General features: G+C 67.1%; 23 protein-coding genes. 13 read left to right on the top strand and 10 right to left on the bottom strand.

Annotated elements, in window-relative coordinates:
• Positions 1-91 precede the first annotated feature (91 nt).
• The 5 genes from rplS (at position 92) to AC3WTE_RS01395 (ending at position 3,140) form a co-directional block, all read left to right on the top strand.
• A complete protein-coding gene (gene rplS / locus AC3WTE_RS01375; protein WP_020103768.1) occupies positions 92-433 on the top strand; it encodes a 50S ribosomal protein L19 in 342 nt (113 codons plus the stop codon).
• A 43-nt stretch (positions 434-476) separates the two neighbouring features.
• Complete coding sequence (gene lepB / locus AC3WTE_RS01380) at positions 477-1,328, top strand: signal peptidase I (RefSeq protein WP_492434999.1); 852 nt, start codon at positions 477-479, stop codon at positions 1,326-1,328.
• Positions 1,329-1,336: 8 nt separating this feature from the next.
• Entirely contained in the window at positions 1,337-2,020 is a 684-nt protein-coding gene (locus AC3WTE_RS01385; protein WP_459369598.1) for a ribonuclease HII, read from the top strand.
• Positions 2,021-2,102: 82 nt separating this feature from the next.
• Positions 2,103-2,408, top strand: coding sequence for a DUF2469 domain-containing protein (locus tag AC3WTE_RS01390; protein WP_003893809.1), 306 nt, complete (start codon positions 2,103-2,105; stop codon positions 2,406-2,408).
• 3 nt (positions 2,409-2,411) lie between these two features.
• Positions 2,412-3,140 carry a trimeric intracellular cation channel family protein gene (locus AC3WTE_RS01395; protein ID WP_492435000.1) on the top strand — a complete coding sequence of 243 codons (729 nt, stop codon included), beginning with the start codon at positions 2,412-2,414 and terminating at the stop codon, positions 3,138-3,140.
• On the opposite strand, the gene AC3WTE_RS01400 is transcribed toward AC3WTE_RS01395, so the two are convergent.
• The gene (locus tag AC3WTE_RS01400; RefSeq protein WP_492435001.1) at positions 3,131-4,330 is read right to left on the bottom strand and encodes a cytochrome P450; all 1,200 of its coding nucleotides are present in this window, start codon (positions 4,328-4,330) and stop codon (positions 3,131-3,133) included. The genes AC3WTE_RS01395 and AC3WTE_RS01400 overlap by 10 nt on opposite strands.
• A gap of 141 nt (positions 4,331-4,471) precedes the next feature.
• Between AC3WTE_RS01400 and AC3WTE_RS01405 the strand changes: the two genes are divergently transcribed.
• From AC3WTE_RS01405 to AC3WTE_RS01415, 3 genes are all read left to right on the top strand, one after another.
• Positions 4,472-5,005, top strand: coding sequence for a TetR/AcrR family transcriptional regulator (locus AC3WTE_RS01405; RefSeq protein WP_492435002.1), 534 nt, complete (start codon positions 4,472-4,474; stop codon positions 5,003-5,005).
• Between the two features lie 60 nt (positions 5,006-5,065).
• Positions 5,066-5,731 carry a PadR family transcriptional regulator gene (locus AC3WTE_RS01410; protein WP_492435003.1) on the top strand — a complete coding sequence of 222 codons (666 nt, stop codon included), beginning with the start codon at positions 5,066-5,068 and terminating at the stop codon, positions 5,729-5,731.
• A gap of 84 nt (positions 5,732-5,815) precedes the next feature.
• Positions 5,816-6,202: a DUF2237 family protein gene (locus tag AC3WTE_RS01415; RefSeq protein ID WP_492435004.1), complete on the top strand. Its 387-nt coding sequence runs from the start codon at positions 5,816-5,818 to the stop codon at positions 6,200-6,202.
• 3 nt (positions 6,203-6,205) lie between these two features.
• On the opposite strand, the gene AC3WTE_RS01420 is transcribed toward AC3WTE_RS01415, so the two are convergent.
• Positions 6,206-7,912 (bottom strand): 3-ketosteroid-delta-1-dehydrogenase, encoded by a 1,707-nt coding sequence (locus tag AC3WTE_RS01420; RefSeq protein WP_492435005.1) that lies wholly within the window; start codon positions 7,910-7,912, stop codon positions 6,206-6,208.
• Positions 7,913-8,057: 145 nt separating this feature from the next.
• Here AC3WTE_RS01420 and AC3WTE_RS01425 point away from each other — a divergent pair, with 145 nt between their 5' ends.
• The 3 genes from AC3WTE_RS01425 to AC3WTE_RS01435 are packed head-to-tail and all read left to right on the top strand — an operon-like array spanning position 8,058 to position 10,284.
• Entirely contained in the window at positions 8,058-9,191 is a 1,134-nt protein-coding gene (locus AC3WTE_RS01425; protein ID WP_492435006.1) for a 3-ketosteroid-9-alpha-monooxygenase, oxygenase component, read from the top strand.
• Positions 9,188-9,457, top strand: a complete 270-nt coding sequence (locus AC3WTE_RS01430) for a ferredoxin (protein ID WP_492435007.1) — start codon at positions 9,188-9,190, stop codon at positions 9,455-9,457. The genes AC3WTE_RS01425 and AC3WTE_RS01430 overlap by 4 nt, the downstream gene beginning before the upstream one ends.
• A gap of 26 nt (positions 9,458-9,483) precedes the next feature.
• Entirely contained in the window at positions 9,484-10,284 is an 801-nt protein-coding gene (locus AC3WTE_RS01435) for an SDR family NAD(P)-dependent oxidoreductase (RefSeq protein WP_492435008.1), read from the top strand.
• A gap of 51 nt (positions 10,285-10,335) precedes the next feature.
• Here the strand turns inward: AC3WTE_RS01435 and AC3WTE_RS01440 are convergent, their stop codons facing one another.
• Positions 10,336-11,763: an amino acid permease gene (locus AC3WTE_RS01440; RefSeq protein ID WP_492435469.1), complete on the bottom strand. Its 1,428-nt coding sequence runs from the start codon at positions 11,761-11,763 to the stop codon at positions 10,336-10,338.
• A 69-nt stretch (positions 11,764-11,832) separates the two neighbouring features.
• Positions 11,833-12,345 (bottom strand): anthrone oxygenase family protein, encoded by a 513-nt coding sequence (locus AC3WTE_RS01445; protein WP_492435009.1) that lies wholly within the window; start codon positions 12,343-12,345, stop codon positions 11,833-11,835.
• Between the two features lie 80 nt (positions 12,346-12,425).
• On the opposite strand from AC3WTE_RS01445, the gene AC3WTE_RS01450 reads away from it, so the two are divergent.
• Complete coding sequence (locus tag AC3WTE_RS01450) at positions 12,426-13,367, top strand: AraC family transcriptional regulator (protein ID WP_492435471.1); 942 nt, start codon at positions 12,426-12,428, stop codon at positions 13,365-13,367.
• On the opposite strand, the gene AC3WTE_RS01455 is transcribed toward AC3WTE_RS01450, so the two are convergent.
• The 6 genes from AC3WTE_RS01455 to AC3WTE_RS01480 all read right to left on the bottom strand — a co-directional run bounded on the left by AC3WTE_RS01455 (position 13,364) and on the right by AC3WTE_RS01480 (position 19,695).
• Positions 13,364-14,218, bottom strand: coding sequence for an SDR family oxidoreductase (locus AC3WTE_RS01455; RefSeq protein ID WP_492435472.1), 855 nt, complete (start codon positions 14,216-14,218; stop codon positions 13,364-13,366). The genes AC3WTE_RS01450 and AC3WTE_RS01455 overlap by 4 nt on opposite strands.
• Before the next feature lie 31 nt (positions 14,219-14,249).
• A complete protein-coding gene (lipP1, locus tag AC3WTE_RS01460; RefSeq protein WP_492435010.1) occupies positions 14,250-15,167 on the bottom strand; it encodes a LipP1 family hormone-sensitive lipase in 918 nt (305 codons plus the stop codon).
• Positions 15,164-15,964, bottom strand: coding sequence for an IclR family transcriptional regulator (locus AC3WTE_RS01465; RefSeq protein ID WP_492435012.1), 801 nt, complete (start codon positions 15,962-15,964; stop codon positions 15,164-15,166). Before AC3WTE_RS01465 ends, lipP1 begins: the two co-directional genes overlap by 4 nt.
• Before the next feature lie 179 nt (positions 15,965-16,143).
• Positions 16,144-17,607: an FAD-dependent oxidoreductase gene (locus AC3WTE_RS01470; RefSeq protein WP_492435013.1), complete on the bottom strand. Its 1,464-nt coding sequence runs from the start codon at positions 17,605-17,607 to the stop codon at positions 16,144-16,146.
• Entirely contained in the window at positions 17,604-18,512 is a 909-nt protein-coding gene (gene bphC, locus AC3WTE_RS01475; RefSeq protein WP_492435014.1) for a biphenyl-2,3-diol 1,2-dioxygenase, read from the bottom strand. Before bphC ends, AC3WTE_RS01470 begins: the two co-directional genes overlap by 4 nt.
• Position 18,513: 1 nt before the next feature.
• Complete coding sequence (locus AC3WTE_RS01480; RefSeq protein WP_492435016.1) at positions 18,514-19,695, bottom strand: acyl-CoA dehydrogenase family protein; 1,182 nt, start codon at positions 19,693-19,695, stop codon at positions 18,514-18,516.
• A gap of 365 nt (positions 19,696-20,060) precedes the next feature.
• Here AC3WTE_RS01480 and AC3WTE_RS01485 point away from each other — a divergent pair, with 365 nt between their 5' ends.
• Positions 20,061-20,360: a hypothetical protein gene (locus AC3WTE_RS01485; protein WP_492435017.1), complete on the top strand. Its 300-nt coding sequence runs from the start codon at positions 20,061-20,063 to the stop codon at positions 20,358-20,360.
• Positions 20,361-20,397: the final 37 nt, after the last annotated feature.

Below are 20,397 nucleotides of genomic sequence, written 5' to 3' on the forward strand. Positions count from 1 at the left end.
GCCAAGTACGTCCGTAAAGAGAATGGCTGTTCCGTCGCGCCGCATGGCGTCCGGCGGCTGTAGCCCGCGAGTTAGCAAGGAAGTGTCACCGATGAAAACGCTGGACTTCGTCGATCAGGCGTCGCTGCGCGACGACATCCCGGCCTTCAACCCCGGCGACACCCTCAATGTGCACGTCAAGGTCATCGAGGGCAACAAGCACCGCATCCAGGTGTTCAAGGGCGTCGTGATCCGTCGCCAGGGTGGCGGCATCGGTGAGACCTTCACCGTCCGCAAGGAGAGCTACGGCGTCGGCGTCGAGCGGACCTTCCCGGTGCACTCGCCGAACATCGACCACATCGATGTCGTCACCCGCGGTGACGTGCGTCGCGCCAAGCTGTACTACCTGCGCGAGCTCCGTGGCAAGAAGGCCAAGATCAAGGAAAAGCGCTGAGCTTGTTCGGCGACCTTTCAGCCGAACTGATTAGCCTGGTGCCGTGACCGGCCCAAGCGAAGACAGCACCACCCCGGACAGTCCGACGACGGACGACGCCGACACCACCGCGACCGCTGACTCGGCCGGCAAGGCTGACTCGGTCGACGAGAAGCCGAAGTCGAAGCTGGCCGCGCTGCGCGAAGGCGTCGTTCTCGTCCTCACCGCGGTGCTGCTGTACTACGTCGTGCTGACTTTCGTCGCGCGGCCGTACCTGATTCCGTCGGAGTCCATGGAGCCCACGCTGCACGGATGTAGCGGCTGCGTCGGCGACCGGATCATGGTCGACAAGTTGACCTATCGGTTCGGCGCGCCCGAGCCCGGTGACGTCGTGGTCTTCAAGGGCCCGCCGAACTGGAACATCAGCTACAAGTCGATCCGTTCGGACAACCCGACCATGCGCTGGATCCAGAATGCGCTCTCGGTGATCGGCTTCGTGCCGCCCGATGAGAACGATCTGGTGAAGCGCGTGATCGCGGTAGGCGGCCAGACGGTGCAATGTCGTAACTCGACGGGGCTGACGGTGGATGGCAAGAAGCTCAAAGAGCCGTACCTGGATCCGGCGACCATGATGGTCGACCCCGCGACCGACCCGTGCCTGGGCAACGAGTTCGGCCCGGTGAAGGTGCCGGACGGCCGGCTGTGGGTGATGGGGGACAACCGCACCCACTCGGCTGACTCGCGGGCCCACTGCACCAACACGCCGGCCGACGCCATCAACGCGCTGATGTGCACCGGTGACCCGATGGCGGGCACCGTGCCGGTAGCCAATGTGATCGGGAAGGCCCGGTTCATCGCGTGGCCGCCGTCGCGCTGGGGCGGTGTGGTCACGGTCAATCCGCAGACCGGTCAATAGGTTTTGCCTTGCCCGTTTGGCCACCTCGCACGGTGATCCGCAAGTCCACGGGTCTGCGCACCCTGGAGTCCGCGCTGTACCGCGGCGGGTTGGGCCCGGTGGCCGGAGTGGACGAGGTGGGCCGCGGGGCCTGTGCCGGCCCGCTCGTTGTGGCGGCTTGTGTGTTGGGGCCGAATCGACTGGAAAGCCTGGCGGCCCTTGATGATTCGAAGAAGCTGAACGAAGCCGAACGGGAACGGCTGTTCCCGTTGATCCGGCGCTACGCCCTCGCGTACCACGTGGTGTTCATTCCCTCGACCGAGGTGGACCGGCGCGGGGTGCACATCGCGAACATCGAAGGCATGCGCCGTGCTGTCGCGGGGCTGTCTCTGCGGCCGGGCTACGTACTCTCCGACGGGTTCCGGGTGCCGGGCCTGTCGGTGCCATCGCTGCCGGTGGTCAGCGGAGACGCCGCGGCTGCCTGTATCGCCGCGGCGAGCGTGCTGGCCAAGGTCAGCCGCGACCGCCTGATGGTCGAGATGGATACCGTGCATCCGGGCTACGGGTTCGCGGTGCACAAGGGGTACAGCACCGCCGCGCACACCGCGGCACTGGCGGAACTTGGGCCGTGCCCCGAGCACCGGTTCTCGTTCGCCAATGTGCGCAAGCTGGCTGCCAACCCGGCGATAGGGCAGCGCTGCCGATCCGGGTGAGGAAAAATGGGAACTAGTCGCAATCCGAAGAAGACATGGCCCGCAAGAACCGAAGGACCGTTGAACTGATGAGTCTGTGCCGATGAGTGCCGAGGATCTCGAGAAGTATGAAACCGAGATGGAACTCTCGCTGTACCGCGAGTACAAGGACATCGTCGGGCAGTTCAGTTACGTCGTGGAGACCGAGCGCCGCTTCTACCTGGCCAACAGCGTCGAGCTGATCCCGCGCAATGCCGACGGCGAGGTCTACTTCGAGCTTCGGTTGGCCGACGCTTGGGTCTGGGACATGTATCGGCCGGCGCGATTCGTGAAGCAGGTCCGGGTCATCACCTTCAAAGATGTCAACATCGAAGAGGTCGAGAAGCCCGAGCTGCGCCTGCCCGAATAGCCCGTGTCGACCATCGGCGAGCTGTTCGCCGTCATCGACCTGGCGGGCGTCCTGACCAACGCGGTCCTGGGTGGCATCGTCGCCCGCGACGAGCGCATGGATCCCATCGGCTTTCTGACCCTGGCGTTGCTCTCCGGGCTCGGCGGCGGCATCATCCGTGACACCCTGCTGCAACACGGACCGCCGGTGGCGCTCACCGATTTTCGCTACGCGCTGTGCGCGGTGATCGGTGCCGCGATCGCCTTCCTGATGCCCATCGGCGGCCGCGGCTGGCATGCGGTGTTTCCCTACGTGGACGCACTGGCCCTCGGTTGCTGGGCGACGGCCGGTGCACAGAAGACATTGGCAATCGGCCTCGGCTGGGTGCCCGCGCTGCTGCTGGGCACCGTCACCGCGGTCGGCGGCGGCGCGCTGAGGGACCTCACGACGCACCGGGTGCCGCAGATTTTCGGCGGCAACACCCTCTACGCGACCAGTGCGCTGGCGGCCAGCGCCGTGGTCACCGGCTTCTGGTATGTCGGGCTGGCGCAAACCGGCGTGCTGGTCGGCACCGCGGTCGGCGCCGGCCTGTGCCTGATCTCCCGCCGCCGTGGTTGGCAACTGTGGGGTGGTCTGTCGTGGGAGTACAGCTTCGGCCGGAAGCCGGGGCAGCGGCTGCCGCACGTGTCGGTACGGATGCTGCGTGACGAAGCCGGTGGTTCGAGCGGCAGCGCCGGCGACGGTCAGCGGTAGCGCAGCTCCAGGCGGCGGTGCCTGCGCACCATGAGGCTGGGCACCCATTCGGCCTCGACGAGCTCGAACCAGTCGGTGGCCTCCAGCAATGTGGTGATCCCGATGCGGGCGTCCGTGCGGGCGAGGGCCGCCCCGACACAGAAGTGCAGGCCCTTCCCGAACGCCAGGTGATTGCGCAGGTTCGGCCGGCCCAGCTGCAGCAGGTCGGGATCGTCGAACGCCGCCGGGTCGCGATTGGCCGAACCCCAGAGCAGCAGCAGATGCCCGTCCTGGGGCAGTGGTACGCCGGCGAGCGTGGTGTCCCTGCGGACGTGCCGGTGATGGTTGCGGAAGGGCGACTCCAGCCGCAGCGTCTCCTCCAACAGGGCGGGCACCAGTCCTCGATCGTCCCGCACCTGCTCCTGGACGTCGGGCAGAGTGGCCAGCAGCCGGACGGCGTTGCCCATCAGCCCGGCCGTGGATTCGCCACCGGCACCCACCAGCTGGAGCAGCATCAGCACCGCCGCGTCGCCGTCGAGGGCGCCGGCGGCGACGGCGCGGGCGAGGTCGCCGAGCAGATCGTCGCGCGGGTTGGTCTGGGCCTCGGCGAATTTGGCGTGCAGGTAGCAGGCCAGCTGTGTCGAGGTTTCGACCGCGGTGCTGATGTGTTCGAGATCGAAGACGCCGCTGAGCAGTTCGGTGCTGCCGTAGCCCCACTGCACCAGCTGCGGCACGTCGTCGTCGGGCAGCCCGATGAGCCTGGCCACCAACGTCATCGGCAGGCGGTCACCGATGGCGGACATCCACTCGATGTGACTGTCCACCGCCGCATCGCGCCACAGCCGTCGGGCAACATGGTCGATCACCGGCTCGAGGGCCTGGATTCGTTTGGCCACCAGGGCCGGCAGCACCAGCTTGCGTTCGTGCGCGTGCCGCGGGTCGTCGCCGGTGGCCAGGACATGTCCAGCGGTATCGACGGCCCCCATGTCGAAGGTCGACGGCTGTGTTCCCGCAGTTACCAGCGTGGCGGTCAGATTCGACGAGAAATCCTCCGGGCGGCTGACGGCCTCCTGGACCGCGTCCCAGGTGGTGGCCAGGTAGAAGGCCGTGCCGGGCACCTGGTGCACCGGACCGGCGAGTCGGAGCTGCGCGTACCAGGCATACGGATCGTCCAGCGTGGACCGGCTGAGAGGATCTGAAATCAGTTGCACGCCTTGAGTTTTGGGTGCAAGAATTGCCGTGTCAAGGGTGATCTTGGGCTGTCTCACTCACGGTCCATGAGCTGCGCCGACGCGGACGATTCCGGAATATATGTCTCGCTATGAGACATATTCGTTGATTAGTATCGGTAAATGGACTGGCTGATCGGCACCGAGCGCCGCGATGCGGGTATCGAACGCATCTATGCCGTCGCGGCGGCCAGTGCCGCAGCCCGGGGCTTGGACCGGTTGAACATCGACGAGGTCGCCGCCCGCGTGGGCTGTTCGCGCGCGACGGTGTACCGGTACGTCGGTGGCAAACAGGCGTTGCGGGACGGGGTCTTGGTCCGCGCCATCGCTCGGGTTGGTCGGGAGATAGCCCAGGCCGTGTCCGGACTCACCGGGCAGGAGCGGATCGCGGCGGCCGTGCTGTCCGCCGTGCGGGTGGTCCGGGCCGATCCGGTGGCCTCGAATCTGGTGCGCAGCGGCGCCTTGGCCGACTTCGACTCACCCCGGCTGGCACAGGCGGCAGGCGAGCTGTCCGGGACCGCCGATCCGCTGCTGGCGGACTGGATCGTCCGTGTCGTGCTGTCGTTGCTATGTTGGCCTTTGGCCGACGAAACGGCCGAAGAGCTGGTGGTACGTCGGTACGTGGCCGCCGTAGCCGGGCCGGGTGGGTCCCGATGACCGTTCCGACAGGCGGTCATGACTGCGGCCTTTGTGGCGGTGGATTGTTAGGCTGAGCAGATGGCAAACAAGCCGCAGAGCAAACCGTCGCTGGCGGCGACGAGTTGGACGCTGCTGGGCATGTTGTCGTATGAAGAGGAACTCAGCGGCTACGATATCAAGAAGTGGATCGACTGGAGCGTCGGTTTCTACTACTGGAGCCCGTCCTACAGTCAGATCTACACCGAGCTGAAAAAGCTTGAGGGACTGGGTTATCTGGAGTCCCGCGTCGAGCAGGACGAAGGTCTGCGCTCTCGCCGCCTCTACAAGATCACCGAGTCCGGCATGGCGGCGGTGACCGACTGGACCAACAACGCGCCTGTCGACCCTCCGGTGCTCAAACACAGTGTGCTGCTGCGGGTTACGTTCGGTCATCTGAGCAACCCGACCCGGCTGCGGGAGCTGTTGGAGCAGCACGTCGCCTATTGCGAGGCCATGGAGCGCCAGGCTGCCGAGGACTCCGATGGTGCCAAAGCTCAGCCGGTGTGGGCGTATTCGGTGATCGCGCTGCGGTGGGCCGCCAAGTACTACGCCGCCGAGCGGGAACTGGCGCTCGAGCTCATGAAGGATATCGACGAGGCCGACGCGGTCCTGCAGACCGCGGCGAAAGGCGTTGCGGGTATGCCACGTTCCATGCCGGGCCTGTGGCGCGAGGTCGAGCGCGAAGTGCAGGGCTACCACGAATAACCGGCTGTTTGCGCGCTGTCGTCCTTCGCTGGAGAATCTCGACGATTTCGCTTTCATGGCCTCGGCGCACAGAAGGATGGATCGGTGGCAGATCGCAATGTGCTCGGTGCCCCGCTGGAACCGTGCGGCACCGAACCGCTGACCGGCTTCTACCGCGACGGCTGCTGCTCGACCGGACCCGAGGACGCCGGCCGGCACACCATCTGCGCGGTCGTGACGGCCGAATTCCTGACGCACCAGCGCTCCATAGGCAACGACCTGTCCACGCCGATGCCGGAATACCGCTTCCCGGGCCTGTCGCCTGGAGACCGCTGGTGCGTGACCGCGGTGAATTGGCTCCGGGCGCACACTGACGGATACGCGGCACCGGTGGTGCTCGCCTCCACACACGAGCGGACCCTTGAGGTCGTGCCGCTCGAGGTGCTCAGGGCGTACGCCGTCGACGTGCCCGACGATCTCGGCTCTCTCTGAGCGCTACAGCTTCCCCGCAGCATCCCGTCCGGCGATGTAGCCGTACACCAGCCCCTGTGCGATGGTCGCGCCCGCACCCGGGTACACCGCGCCGAAGGCGTTGGCCGCTGTGTTGCCCAGCGCGTACAGCCCGTCGATGATGCCGCCGTCCTCGCGGTGTACGCGGCCACGTTCGTCGGCCACTACGCCGCCGCAGGTGCCGAGGTCGCTCAGCGTCATCTTCACCGCGTAGAACGGGCCCTTGACCAGCGGTCGCAGGTTCGGGTTGGGAGTGACCGTGGGGTCGCCGTAGTAGCGGTCGTAGGCGCTGAGGCCGCGATCGAAATCAGGATCGATGCCGGCAGCCGCGCTCTCGTTGAACCGCATCATGGTCTGCTCGAAATCGGCGATCGGGACGCCCATGCGGGCGGCCAGCTCGGCGAAGGTGCCGGCTTTGACGGCAATGCCCGCCTCGTACCAGGACGTGGGCAACGGCATCCGCGGGAACGATCCGGCGGCGAATACATAGCTGTTGCGGTACTTCTGGTCGAACACGATCCACATCGACTCGATCGGGGTCCCCACATGCTCGAGCTCGAGCACGCGCTGGCCGAACGACATGTAGTCGGTCGACTCGTTGACGAAGCGCTTGCCGTTCTGATCGACGATGAGAGAGCCCGGCAGCGAGCGCTCGGCCAGCAGCACGGCCGGCGGACGGCCGCCCGCGGACGCGACCGCGGGGAACCACCAGGCCTGGTCCATCAGTGCCGTGGCGGCACCCAGGTCGGTGGCGGCCCGGATGGCCTCACCGGTGTTGGAGTCGGCGCCGAGGCTCTCGTGGTCGCCGAGCGAATCGGACTGGTGCTTGTGGCGCATCGCCATGTCGTGGTCGAAGCCACCGGCCGCCAGCACCACACCACGCCGGGCAGTGACGGTGACCTCGCGGCCCGCGTGCGCCAGCACGGCGCCGGTGACCCGCCGGCCGTCGGCGGTCAGCCGAACCAGTGCGGTATCGGTCCAGATCGGGATACCGGCCTGCAGCACGCCGGCAAACAGCCCGGCCGCCAGTGCCTGGCCGCCGGCGATGTACTCGCGGCCCAGCAGCTTGCCGCCGACGCCCTGCGCCAGCCGTTTTACGATGAGCGGTAGGCCTTTTCGTGGCACCCGCGTCATCAGGTTCATCCACTTGTAGTCCGCGCCGGTGGTCGGCATCGGCACCGTGACCTCCATGACGCCACCGCGCAACCGGTCGCGGTACTTGCCGAGCACGCGGGCATTGAGTGGGCGGCACTCGCAGGTGCGTCCGGTGGCCCGGCCACCCGGAAGCTCGGGGTGGTAGTCCGAGTATTCGCGGGCCCAGAACAATCGCATCGGCGTGGTGCGCCCGAGCATGTCGACCGTCGCATTGACGTGCTTCAGGAAGCCGGTGGAGCGGGCCGCCGGTGCGGTCCCGTTCACCACCGCGTCGAGGTAGGTCGCAGCGCGATCGGCGGTATCGGCGGTGCCCTTGTCGGTCAGCAGCGGAGTGGTCGGCAGCCAGAGGGCGCCGCCCGAGCGGGCGGTGGAACCGCCCACATCGGAGGCCTTCTCGACGACGAGGACGTTCAGCCCGGATTCATGACCGCTCAGCGCCGCGGCCAGGCCGGTGCCGGAACCGATCACCAGCAGATCGACGGTCGTGTCTGTGATGTCGAGGCCGGCCGGAATCGTGGCCGCGGCAGATGTCGTCACGGCCGCTACCGTATTGCGGCAGATGGCTTTCCGGCCTCAGGCGTCCCTACCAGTGGGAGAACACGTGGATTGCCCACCCCGTTGCTGTTAGACCTGAAAGATCAAAACTGCAGCCCAGATTTCTACGTGAGGATGGTCGCCTGAGATGAGGCTGGATGATGTCGACGTTCGCCAGATCGAAGCCGGCGATGCACCGACCCGGTTCGCCCGCGGTTGGCACTGCCTCGGCCTGACCAAAGACCTCGGTGACGGCAAGCCGCACTCGATCAACGCGTTCGGCCAGAAACTCGTGGTGTTCCGCGGCGACGACGGCCGGCTGAATGTGCTGGACAGCTACTGCCGGCACATGGGCGGCGACCTGAGCCAGGGCACCGTCAAGGGCAACGAGATCGCCTGCCCGTTCCACGACTGGCGCTGGGGCGGCGACGGCAAGTGCAAGCTGGTGCCGTACTCCAAGCGCACGCCACGGCTCGCGCGCACTGTGCAATGGAAGACCCTCGAGCAGGACGGGATGCTCTTCGTCTGGAATGACCCCGAGGGCAACGCGCCGCCGGAGGACAACTACATCCCGCGCATCGAGCAGGCGAGCAGCGACGAGTGGACCGATTGGCACTGGTACACAACGGTTGTCAACGTCAACTGCCGCGAGATCATCGACAACGTCGTCGACATGGCGCACTTTTTCTACATCCACGGCTCGGTGCCGTCGCACTTCAAGAACATCTTCGAAGGCCAGATCGCGACGCAGTACATGAATGGTGGTGGCCGTGAGGACATGCAGGGCACCGAAAGCGCGAAGATGCTGGGCACGACGTCGGTGGCGTCGTACTACGGACCGTCCTTCATGATCGACGACCTGACATACCACTACCCGGACGCCGATCACAAGACCATCCTGATCAACTGTCATTACCCGATCGATGCGAATTCCTTTGTGCTGCAGTACGGAATCATCGTGAAGAAGGTTGAGGGATTGCCCGAGGACGCCGCCATGGCGACCGCGGTCGCGCTCGGTGACTGGGTGGCACGGGGCTTCGAGCAGGACGTCGAGATCTGGAAGAACAAGACCCGCATCGACAACCCGCTGCTGGTGGAAGAGGACGGCCCGGTCTACCAGCTACGCCGGTGGTACGAGCAGTTCTACGTCGATGTCGTGGACGTGGTGCCGGAGATGACCGATCGATTCGAATACGAACTGGACACCACCGTCCCCCGCGAGGCCTGGACCAAGGAGATGGCAGCCAACGTCGCCGCGCGGGCCGCGGAGTCGGTCCGATGACTGCGCGGCCGGACGTGCGGTTGGCCGACATGCCGATGGTGCCCATCGCCTGTCGCGCTTGTGGCGCAGAGGTTTTGGCGCGCAAAGGCAGCTGGCAGCAGACCAGTGTGCAGTGGACTCGCGACTCGGCTGCGATGTGTGCGGAACGCCGGACGTTTGAGCAATTGCCGGGCCGGATCTTCCTGGCCTGTGGCCGGCTGAAGGAGTCGATCGCCGCCGCGGTGGCGGCCGGTGTCGTGCACGTCGTCGAAGCGGAATCGGACTGACGAACCGGGCGTGGCACCATAGCCGCATGAGCTCAGACAAGCGGGTCGCGGTCGTCACCGGTGCCAGCAGGGGTGCCGGCAAGGGGATTGCCGCGGCGTTGGTGGCCGACGGATGGACGGTTTACCTGACCGGCCGCACCGTAACCGATCCCGGTGACGGCGGCATCGCGGTTCCGGTGGATCACCGCGACGACGATGCGGTGGCCGCGCTGTTCGGCCGGGTGGCCGACGAGGCCGGCCGGCTGGATCTGCTGGTGAACAATGCCGCCGTGGTGCACGACAATCTCGTGGACCCGAAGCCGTTCTGGGAGAAGCCGATTGGTTTGGGCGACGTACTCGATGTGGGCCTGCGGTCGGCCTATGTCGCGTCCTGGTACGCCGCCCCGTTGCTGGTGGCCCAGGAGCGCGGGCTGATCGCGTTCACGTCCTCGCCCGGCGCGGTGTGCTACATGCACGGGCCCGCCTATGGTGCGCAGAAGGCCGGCGTGGACAAGATGGCGGCCGACATGGCCGTCGACTTCCATGGCACTGGGGTGTCGACGCTGTCCATCTGGATGGGCATCCTGCTCACCGACAAGTTCAAGGAGGCGTTCGACGCCGAGACGCTGGCCAAGGCTGCCGGCAATTTCGAGACCCCGGAATTCGTCGGGCATGTGATCAATGCGCTGTACCAGGACCCGGATCTGGAGGGCATCAGCGGGCAGACCGTGATCGCCGCGGAAGAAGCCCAGCGATACGGCATCACCGACGTCGACGGCCGGACGCCGCCTTCGCATCGGGCGATGCTTGGTGATCCACGGGTGCCCAGCGACGTCGTCGTCCGCTGAGCGGGCAGTCGGACACAGTTCGCTGAGCGGAAGCTGAGTACCCGCGGAGGTCTACTCGAGTGTGTGCACCAGGCATTCGTCTTCGGCCGGGGCCGGGGCGTCGTCCTCGGCGACGGGTGCGGCACGTCGCCGAACCACCTCGAAGGCGCCCAGGATGACCAGCAGCGTGACACCACTCATGAGGAACTGGGATCGCGTGCCCGGCAGGAACGCCATCGCCAGGATGACGGTCGCCATCAGGACGATGGTGGCGTAGCTCAGCCACGGGAACAGCCACATTTTCAGTTTCAGCGTGCTCGGCGCGGTCCCCTCGACGCGGCGGCGCAGGACTACCTGGGAGATCGCGATGATCAGATAGACGAACAGCGCGACGGCGCCGTACGAGTTGATCAGGAAGTTGAACACCACGTCACCCCACACGTAGGTCGCGGCCACCGATGCATAGCCGACCGCGGTACCCAGCAGAATCGCGCGCCGCGGGACGCCGCTGGGGGAGAGCTTGGTGAAGAACCGAGGGGCATCGCCGGAGGTGGTGAGCGCGAACAACATTCGCGAGGTGGTGTACAACGCAGAGTTGAGGCACGACAGCACCGCGGTCAGCACGATGAAGTTCATGATCGTCGCGACGCCGGGGATCCCGAGCACCGTCAGCACCGAAGCGTAGGGACTGATGTTCACGCTCTTGGTGTTCCATGGCTGGATGGCCACCACCACGAGGATCGAACCGACGTAGAACCCGATGATGCGGAACACAATCGACTTCATCGCGCGCGTCACCGCGCGTTCGGGCTCATCGGATTCGGCGGCGGCGATGGTGACGATCTCGGCGCCCGTGTAGAACGCGACGCAGGGCACCACGGCGGCCAGCACGGCACCCCAACCGAGCGGCGCGAAGCCGCCGTGATTGATCAGGTTGGTGAGGCCGGGCGTCGAATGCGGCCAGAGTCCGGTGATCCAGAGGGCACCCATGGCCAGGAACACCACGATCGCAATGACTTTCACCGACGAGAACCAGTACTCGAATTCTCCGAATGAGCGTGCGGAGACCAGGTTGCTTGCGGTGAGCGCCAGCATCAGGCCGAGGCTGAGCACCCACAGTGGCACGGCGGGGAGCCACAGATGCAGGATGCGTCCGCCGGCTACGGCTTCGACGGCGACGACGATGACGAAGAAGTACCAGTACATCCAGCCGGTGACGAAACCGCCGCGGCGACCGAGTGCTTCCCGGGCGTAGACGTAGAACGACCCGACCACCGGCCGCGCCACGGCCATCTCGGCGAGCATCCGCATGATCAGCAAGGTGATGAGGCCGCCGATCAGGAACGACACGATGGCCGCGGGGCCGGCACTCCCGATGACCACGCCGCTGCCGACGAACAGCCCGGCACCGATCACCCCACCCAGCGCGATCAGGTTCAAATGCCTGCGCTGCAGGCCTTTTCCCAGCTGTGCGTCACGGGTTTTGCTCTCTGAACTCACCACCGAAGCGACGATGCCGCAGTTTCGCGCGCGGGCCCACCGTTGTGGTCACCGTGCGTTTATCAGGCGTCAGCCCCTGGCCGGTACGGCGAGCGCCCAGGCCAGGACACCGGTGGCCGCGGTGTTGGCCAACGCGCGAATGATGTTCCAGCGCACCCAGGTCGACTCGAACTGTTGCCGGAGCGACGCGAGATCGGCAGGGTTGGCCGAGCCGGCCGCGGTGGCGAGCTTGTCGTTCAGTGGCACGTTGATCCCCGATGTGATGGCGAGGCTGGCGATGTTGAGCGCCAAGCCGATGCCGATCCAGACCAGGACCGGGCGCGCGCCGGGCTTGAGGTAGCCCGCCCCGGCCAGTGCGGTGAAGCCGACCGATCCGAGGAAGGTCAGCAGGAACGGCGGATTGACGATGACGACGTTGATCTTGTTCATGACGTCGATGAAGGTCCGGTCGTCGAACGCGCCGAGCGCGGGCATCACCGACACCGCGTACGCGTAGTAGAGGCCGGCGAGGAGCCCGGAGGACAGCAGAGCGACGATGAGCGCCGTCGTGCCGAGCGGCGGGGGCAGCTTGCTGAGAGTCATGAGCTGAATGTATTGATCGAGGGTTGGACGATCCATCGTCAAAAGGCTCACTTCCATACGTGAGCGTCTACGCTTTCACTGTGGATGCCCTCGCCGGGTTACTGGAAGGGCCACGTGCGCGTGGCGCATTTCTGATGCGGTCATTGCTCGACCCGCCGTGGTCGCTGCGGGTCGAGGATCACGCTCCCCTCACCATCGTGGTGGTGGCCCGCGGGTCGGCGACCGTCCTCCCTGACGGCGCCGTCGAGCGGCACCTCGAGGCGGGCGACATCGCGATCTTCCGCGGACCCGACGGCTACACCGTCGCCGATGACGCCGCCACCGCACCCGGAGTCATCGTGCACCCGGGACAGGTCACCACGACCATCGATGGTGAATCACTGTGCGAGGCGCTGAGTCTGGGGATCCGCAGCTGGGGCACCCGCCCCGATGCGCAGACCCTGTTGATCACCGGGGCCTACGAGGAAGTCGGAGCGGTCTGCCGCAGACTGCTGACCGCGCTGCCGCCGCTCGTGGTGGTTCGGCGGGGCGAGGTCAACAGCATGCTGGTCGATCTGCTGCTCGACGAGATGTCGCGCGACGAGCCGGCCCAAGGTGCGGTGCTGGACCGAATGCTCGATCTGCTCACCATCGCGGCGTTGCGCAGCTGGTTCTCTCGTGAAGAGGCGCCGGCCTGGTATCGCGCGTATCGAGATCCTCAGGTGGGCAAGGCTCTTCGGCTCATCGAGAACAACCCGGCGCATCCCTGGACCGTCGGCTCGCTGGCTGCCGAGGTCGGGCTGTCCCGGGCGGCGCTCGCGCGGCGATTCACCCAACTCGTCGGCGAACCACCGATGGCGCTGCTGACCGAGATTCGCCTGGCGCTGGCCGTCGACCTGCTGCGTGGATCCGATGCCACGATCGAAGCCGCGGCGCGCCACGTCGGCTATGGCACCGCCTTCGCGCTGAGCGCCGCGATCAAGCGCCGTTACGGCATGAGCCCCAAGGTGATTCGCGCCCAGGGTAGCTCGCCGGGTGGTTAACGCGTCTTGGCGAACCGGCGGTATCGCCACAGGTAATTCGGAATGCCGCGCCAGGGGACACCTTTGGGCCAGTCGTCGGCCCGGAAATAGGCGTCGGTGCCGCCATCGACGAAAATGACGCTGCCGCAGAGGAAATCGGCGGAGTCCGACAGCATGAAGGTGATCCAGTTGCCGAGGTGCACCGGGTCGCCGAAGTGGCCGGCCGGGATCGGGAAGGCGCGCACGGCCTTGCCTTCGCGCGGCGAATCGAGCTGGGCCTGCAGCAGCGGGGTCATGATGGCGCCGGGCGCCAGGACGTTGAGCCGGATGCCGCGGCCGGCCCAGTCGGCCGTCACCGCGGCCCGCCGGACCCAGCGGGACACCGCGATCTTCGAAGCGGCGTACATGAGCGCTGAGGCACCGGGGCCGAAGAATCGCACCGCACGGGCCGCGCGGTCGGCGTCACCGGCTAGCAGGGCTCTGATGGCGCGGTGCGGGACTGCGGGCACCGTGGTGCTCGAGTTGCTGCCCAATGCAACAACTTTCGCGTTCCCGGCGGCGGCGAGCGCCGGGCGCCAGGCAGTCAGCAGCTCGACGGTGCCGAGGTAGTTGATCTGGGCGATCAGCCGGGCGCGGTCGGCGCCGGCGCCGGGCCCGATCCCCGCGGCCAGGACGGCGCCGTCGAGCTTGCCCTCGGACAGTTCCAGGACGCGGGTGGCAGCGGTGCGCCGGCCGCCCGCGGTGGACAGGTCGGCGATGACGTCGGCGTCTTTGAGGTCGACCCCGATCACCGTGTGGCCCTGAGCGCGTAATTGCTCCGCCGCTTGGTATCCCATGCCGGATGCCGAGCCCGTCACAGCGTAGGTACTGATGATGACCTCCTCGATGGGTGGGAATCGCGGTCTAGCCGGCGAGCAACTTGGTCACTGCGTCGGCCACGTCACGGCGGGCGCGGTGCGCAAGGTCGAGCACCGGCATGGTCAGGAAGCCGTGAATGGCACCGTAATACAGCTCGGTGACCGGCACGTCCGCCTCGCGCAACGCCTCGGCGTAGGCCAGGGCCTCGTCCCGCATCGGGTCGTAGCCCGTGACCACCAGCACGGCCGGCGCCACTCCGTCGACCGACGCGGACAGCGGTGCCGCGTAAGGGTTTTCGCGGTCGGTGGTGTTGGGCACGTACTGGTCCCAGTACCACTGCATGGCAGCGGTGGTGTTGTAGTAGCCGGTGCGGAACTCGTGGTAGGACCCGTAGGTGAAGTCGGCGGTCAGTACCGGGTAGAGCAGTATTTGAGCGGCCAGCGGCGCGCCGCCGCGATCACGGGTCATCAATGCGGTGACCGCCGAAAGGTTGCCCCCGGCACTGTCGCCGCCGACCACGAGCTTCGTCGGGTCTCCGCCGAGTTCGTCGGCATGAGCTGCGGCCCATTGGGTGACGGTGTAGACGTCTTCGGCCGCCGCCGGCCACGGGTGCTCGGGCGCCAGCCGGTAGTCGACTGAAACCACCACGGCGGGAATCGAGTTCGCGAAGCTGCGGCAGAGGCCGTCGTGCGAGTCCAGATCGCAGAAGACGAAGCCGCCGCCGTGGGCGAACACGAAGATCGGGAGCCGGCCGTCTGGCCCGTCGGTGGCGGGCCGGTAAATCCTGACGCGGATGCCGTCGACCTCAGTCTCGGTGACCGACGCGACCGGCTCGGGTTCGGCGGGCGGGACGAAGCGTGAGCGGATGGTGGCGCGCGCCCCGGCGCCGGTCATGCTCGACAGATCGGGGAAGCCGCCGTTGAGTGCGCCGAGGAGTCCGGCGATCTGCGGGTCGAGACTCATGCGTACTGCAGCGCCGGGCCCATGCGCAGCGGGCGCATCGGCTGCAGCGTCGGTGCCACGCGGGAATCCTCGGCGTTGCGCCAGATGCCCATGGCGGTCATGCGCACCGGCGCGGTCAGCTGCTCGAAGGCCATACGGTTCATTGGACCACACACGGAAACAGCGGCGACAGCCTCACCCTGGCGACCGATCGGTGCTGCGACGCAACCGAATCCGGGCACCGACTCCTCGCGTTCGAAGGCGACACCGTGGGCGCGGACCTTGGCCAGCTCGGTGGCGAGCTGGGTGCGGCCCGCAATCGAGTACTTGGTCTTGCGGCTCATGAGGTCAACCTCGGCGTCCTGGTTGTAGGCCAGGATGGCCTTGCCGACTGCGGTGCAGTGCGCCGGCTGGCGGCCGCCCACCCGTGACGGCAGCACGGTCATCATGCCGTTGCCGACCTTCTCCAGGTACACGACGTCACCTCCGTCGAGCACGGCGAGGTGGACGACGAGCCCGGTGGCGCGGTGCAGCTCATGCAGCAGCGGGCCGGCGGCACGGTGTATGCGGTCCTGGTGCACGGCCAGCGAGCCGAGCTCCACCAGGCGCATTCCGAGTTCGTAGTCGCGGCCGTTGCGGCGCAGCCAGCGCAGCTGGACCAGCCGCTCGAGCATGCGATGTGCGGAGGAGCGGGGCAGGCCGGTGCGGCGCACGATCTGCGCCAGGGTCAGGCGGCCGGGGCCGTCGAACGCGTCGAGGACCAGCGATACCCGGTCGATGACCGCGCTGGGGGTGGTGGATTCGACTGCTGCTGTCATGTCGGCCTCCAGGCTCCGTTGCTCCGTGTCTTATTACTATTAGTAATATTCCTGTTTGTATCACACAAAGGTGGGCCGTGTCACACATTTGGCCGGGGCGCGGCGGAATATGTGCAGTACGAAGCGCCCCAAGCCGGGTGGCATGGGGCGCTTCGTGGATGAGTTCTGCTGGTCGGGTGTCAGCTCTGCGCCGCGGACCTCCCGGCACGCCGTCCGTAGAAGCTGCCGTCGCCCAGAGACACGCCACTGGCATAACCCCATGCGGACAGGCCGGCCGCGCTCCGCCCGGCCGCGAACAGGCCGGGGATCGGCTCGCCGCTGACATGCAGCACCCGGCCATCCAGTGTCGTCAGCAAGCCACCGAGGGTGAACCCGCCGGTGCTGCCCCGGAGGTCGACCGCGCCGACCGGGGACGCGATCGGACGCAGCCACTGCCGCTTCTTGTGCAGCAGCGGGTCCTCGCCATTCGCGGCGTGCTGGTTGTAATAGGTGACGGTGTTCTGCAACACGCCCTCGGGAAGCCCCATCTCGGCTTCGAGCTCCGCCACCGTCTCGCACACCCAGGTGGCCGGGCGACGCAGGAATGGCGTCGCCGACGTCGCGGCCATCGCCTCCTCTTGCGCGTCGCCGTCGATGATCAGGTAGGCGGTGTTGTCCTGGTAGTACAGCGTCTGCTGGCCGATGCGTCCCGGATAGGTGTCTTCGGCGATATACCGCTGGCCGAAACCGTTGACGAGGATGCCGCGCACCAACTGCTGGGGGTCGCAGAAGAACGCCACTTCGGTCGCGTCCATGTGCGCCAGATCGGCACCGAGGGCCTGGGCCATCCGGATGGCCCGCCCGTCGTGCTGCTCGATGCTTGCGGCGGGACGGCCCGCGATGCGTGGTGCGTACTGCGCAACCATGGCGTCGCTGTACGCGAAGCTGCCCGAGGCCAGCACCACGCCGCGGCGGGCTTTGATCGCCACAGTGTCGGCGTACCGGCGCGCGACGATGCCGACCACCCGGCCGTCGGCCTCGGTGATCAACGTCTGCACCTCGGTGTCGTAGACGGACCGAACGCCCTGCGCGGTGGCGGTATCTACCAACGGCTTCATGAGCATGTAGCCGCCACTGCGTTCGCCGGCCACCTTGTCGGTCATCTGCGGCACGTGACCGCGCGGCGCGGGAGAGGCAATCGTGTTGTACGGAAAGGCATTCTCGCCGCCCGTGAACATCAGGCCCTCGTCGCTCGGTGGCTCCCAGCCGGGTTCGCCCCAGAACGCCGGCTTGAAGGGCACGCCGCAGCTCACCAGCCAGTCGTAGTGGGCGACGCTGCCCGCGCAGTAGTCGTCGATCCGGACGTCGTCGGCGCCCGGACCCATGGCCACCTTGAGGAAGGCGGCCATGTTCTCGACGGAATCGGTGAAGCCGCACGCTTTTTGGATAGCAGTGCCGCCACCGAGGTAGATGAACCCACCGGCCATGGCGGCGGCGCCGCCCCAGCCCCCGGTGCGCTCGACGACCAGGACGTCGGCGCCGGCGGCCGAGGCTGCCACCGCGGCGGCGGCGCCGGCGATGCCGTAGCCGACGATGACCACGTCAGCTTCGTCGTCCCAGGCGGTGATCGACGACGCCGGGACCGGTTTCAGCTCGGCGCTCATGGCAGCATCGCCCGCGGGGGAAGGCCCATCCACTCATGGCCCCAGTAGCTGTCGGCGGTGATCTCCTCGGCGGTGTAATACCGCTCGTCGACCTTCATGCCCTCGGTGCCGAACTCGATGTCCCAGTCGCCGGGTGACCGCACGTAGAACGAAACCATCTTGTCGTTCGTGTGCCGGCCCAGTGTGGAGGACAACTGGAAGCCGTCGCGGTTCACCCGGTCCAGGGCCTGGCCGACGGCGTCGAGCGTGTCGACCTCGACCATGAGGTGAATCAGCTTCGGGTCGCGCAGTGTCGCGGCCGGGCAGATGGCCAAGCTGTGATGCCGTTCGTTGATGCCCAGGAATCGCACCCGCAGCGGGCCGAACTCCGGGGGAGCGGGCACCCGGAAGGCGCCGCGGGACAGGAAGCCCAGCACGTCGGTATAGAACACGGTCAACCCGTCCGCGTCCTGGGCGGGCAGCACCACGTGGCCCAGTCCGAGGCCTGCGGTGACGAAGCGGGCGCCGAACGGCGTGACCACCGGGCTGTGGTCCAGCACCGCACCGTGGAACACCTCGACGTCGTTGCCGGCGGGGTCGACGAAGGCGATGACCTCGTCGACCCGTCGGGCGTCGGCTTCCTCCAGAGACAACTGCTTCCATGGCACGCCGACGCCGTCCAGGGTGGCCTGCACCCGGCGCAGCGCGGCGCCGTCCCGGACCTCCCAGCCCACGGTGACGATGCGGTCGGCATCGCCCGGCACCACGATGATGCGCGCGGTCCGCTCGTCCATCCGCAGGTACAGCGCATCCGGATCGGGACCGCTGCCGGTCGCGAAACCCAATACGTCAAAAGCGAATTGGCGCCAGCGTTCGATGTCGGCGGTCTGGACCTTCACATAGCCCAGGCTCTTCAGATCGGTCACGTCAGATCATGCCTCGCAGCGCGCCCTGGGGGTCCACACCCAAGCTGCTCAGCGCCGATGCGTGGAAGGTGGTGCCCGGGACGTGGATGGCGTGGGCCTGGCCGACGTGCGCGTCGCGCCAGTACCGCTGCAGCGGCTTGTCCATACGGGTGGCATTGCCGCCGCACCGCGCGAAGATTTCGTCGACGGCCGATACCGCGCGCCACACCGACCGGATCTGGGTGCGCCGGCCGGCCGCGCGGTCTTCGAAGGACACCTCCTTGCCGGCCTCGACCATGTCGTAGATGCGGTCGACGTTGGCCAGCAGTTCCTGGCGCGCGGCGTTGATGTCGGCCGCGGCCTCGCCGATGGCGTACATGACGTACGGGTCGTCCTTGATGGCCACGCCACTGGCGTTGACGCGCTCGCGCTGGTAGTCGAGTGCGGCGGCCAGCGCGCCCTCGGCGATACCGATGACGGCTGACGAGATGCCCAGCGGAAACATGGTCGACCACGGCATCAGGTACAGCGGCGAGGTCATGCCGGCCTCGATCTGAGCCCGGCCGTCCATCACCTTGGTGGCGTCCATGGTGCGGTAGGTGGGGACGAACGCATTCTTGACGATGACGTCCTTGGAGCCGGTGCCGCGCAGGCCGACCACGTTCCAGGAATCCTGCACGATCTCGTAGTCGCTGCGGGGCAAGATCATGTGCAGCATCTGTGGCGGCATGAGCGGCTTGCCCTCGGCGTCACCGAGCATGGCGCCCAGGAAGATCCACTCACAGTGGTCGGTGCCAGAGCTGAACTGCCAGCGACCGTTGAAGATATAGCCACCGTCGACGGGCCGGGCCACGCCCTGCGGGGCGTACGGAGAAGCGACCCAGGTGTCGGTGTCGGATCCCCAGATCTCGGCCGCGACCTTCGGGTCGGCGTAGGCGAGCTGGTACGGGTGCACACCGACAACGCCGTTGATCCAGCCGGCTGCCGGGTCCAGGGCGGCGGTCGCCATCACGGTTTCCGCGAACTCGCGCGGATGTACCTCCAGGCCGTCGTATTCCTCGGGCTGCAGCAGCTTGATGTTGCCGGCGGCCTTCATCAGCTTCACCGTTTCGTCGGGCAGCTGTCCCAACTTCTCTGCTTCCCAGGCTTGTTCGCGAAGCTGGTCGGCGATCTCACCGAGTTTGTCGATAACCCGCTGGGTCATGGTCGTTTTCCTAACTCCTGTGATGGGCTAACCAATGGTTTACCGCACCCGCGGTGCACCGGGAGGCGGTTCCCGGTCAGCGGGCGAAATTCCTTCGGCGCGGCGGAATGACCGCGCGGTGATCGGTGTCCAGCTCGAGGTGGATTGGATTGTGTCCCATCGTTTTTTCCATCGGCGTGGGCCTAGCCGGTCTCGGCGCGGTGAGGTGATCCCCGACGCGTACGGGACTTGTGACTCTTGACGACGGACCGATGGGCCCTATCCGCCGGTCCGGCGCCGGCGGATCGTGGATCACGACGGTTGACGACGCAGAGCGGGCAAGACGTGTGAGACCCGGACATGCGCGACTGAAGGGCGGAGTGGTCATGGTCATTGAACGCGCGGCGCACATGCTGACCGCTCTGGCTGCGGTCGGTGCCGTGACCGCCTCACTGCTCGGCGGCACCGCTGCGACGGTCTGGGCGCAGTCGTTGGCCGAGGAGCCGCCCGGCTGTTGGGGGCCCAACGGAGTGGACCCCGACTGCCTGGGGCCCGGGCCGTACGGGCACGGCCAGTGGGGTCCGCCACCGGCAACGGCGGGACCCGGCCCCATGGTCAATCCTGGATATCCCGATCCCGAATTGCCGGGGCCTGCCGTGACAGCTTCCGGATATCGGGGCGAATAGCGGCTGCCCACCAGACGGCGTCCGGTCACCGGGACGG

The organism is Mycobacterium sp. FW102-FHT13B02 (assembly GCF_058790275.1).

Coding starts and splice junctions, on each gene's coding strand:
- AC3WTE_RS01480 (WP_492435016.1), bottom strand. CDS start 19,695: ATGACCCAGCGGGTTATCGACAAACTCGGTGAGATCGCCGACCAGCTT.
- AC3WTE_RS01390 (WP_003893809.1), top strand. CDS start 2,103: ATGAGTGCCGAGGATCTCGAGAAGTATGAAACCGAGATGGAACTCTCG.
- lipP1 (WP_492435010.1), bottom strand. CDS start 15,167: ATGAGTCTCGACCCGCAGATCGCCGGACTCCTCGGCGCACTCAACGGC.
- AC3WTE_RS01445 (WP_492435009.1), bottom strand. CDS start 12,345: ATGACTCTCAGCAAGCTGCCCCCGCCGCTCGGCACGACGGCGCTCATC.
- rplS (WP_020103768.1), top strand. CDS start 92: ATGAAAACGCTGGACTTCGTCGATCAGGCGTCGCTGCGCGACGACATC.
- AC3WTE_RS01410 (WP_492435003.1), top strand. CDS start 5,066: ATGGCAAACAAGCCGCAGAGCAAACCGTCGCTGGCGGCGACGAGTTGG.
- AC3WTE_RS01485 (WP_492435017.1), top strand. CDS start 20,061: ATGGTCATTGAACGCGCGGCGCACATGCTGACCGCTCTGGCTGCGGTC.
- AC3WTE_RS01470 (WP_492435013.1), bottom strand. CDS start 17,607: ATGAGCGCCGAGCTGAAACCGGTCCCGGCGTCGTCGATCACCGCCTGG.
- AC3WTE_RS01465 (WP_492435012.1), bottom strand. CDS start 15,964: ATGACAGCAGCAGTCGAATCCACCACCCCCAGCGCGGTCATCGACCGG.
- AC3WTE_RS01405 (WP_492435002.1), top strand. CDS start 4,472: ATGGACTGGCTGATCGGCACCGAGCGCCGCGATGCGGGTATCGAACGC.
- AC3WTE_RS01430 (WP_492435007.1), top strand. CDS start 9,188: ATGACTGCGCGGCCGGACGTGCGGTTGGCCGACATGCCGATGGTGCCC.
- AC3WTE_RS01425 (WP_492435006.1), top strand. CDS start 8,058: ATGAGGCTGGATGATGTCGACGTTCGCCAGATCGAAGCCGGCGATGCA.
- AC3WTE_RS01435 (WP_492435008.1), top strand. CDS start 9,484: ATGAGCTCAGACAAGCGGGTCGCGGTCGTCACCGGTGCCAGCAGGGGT.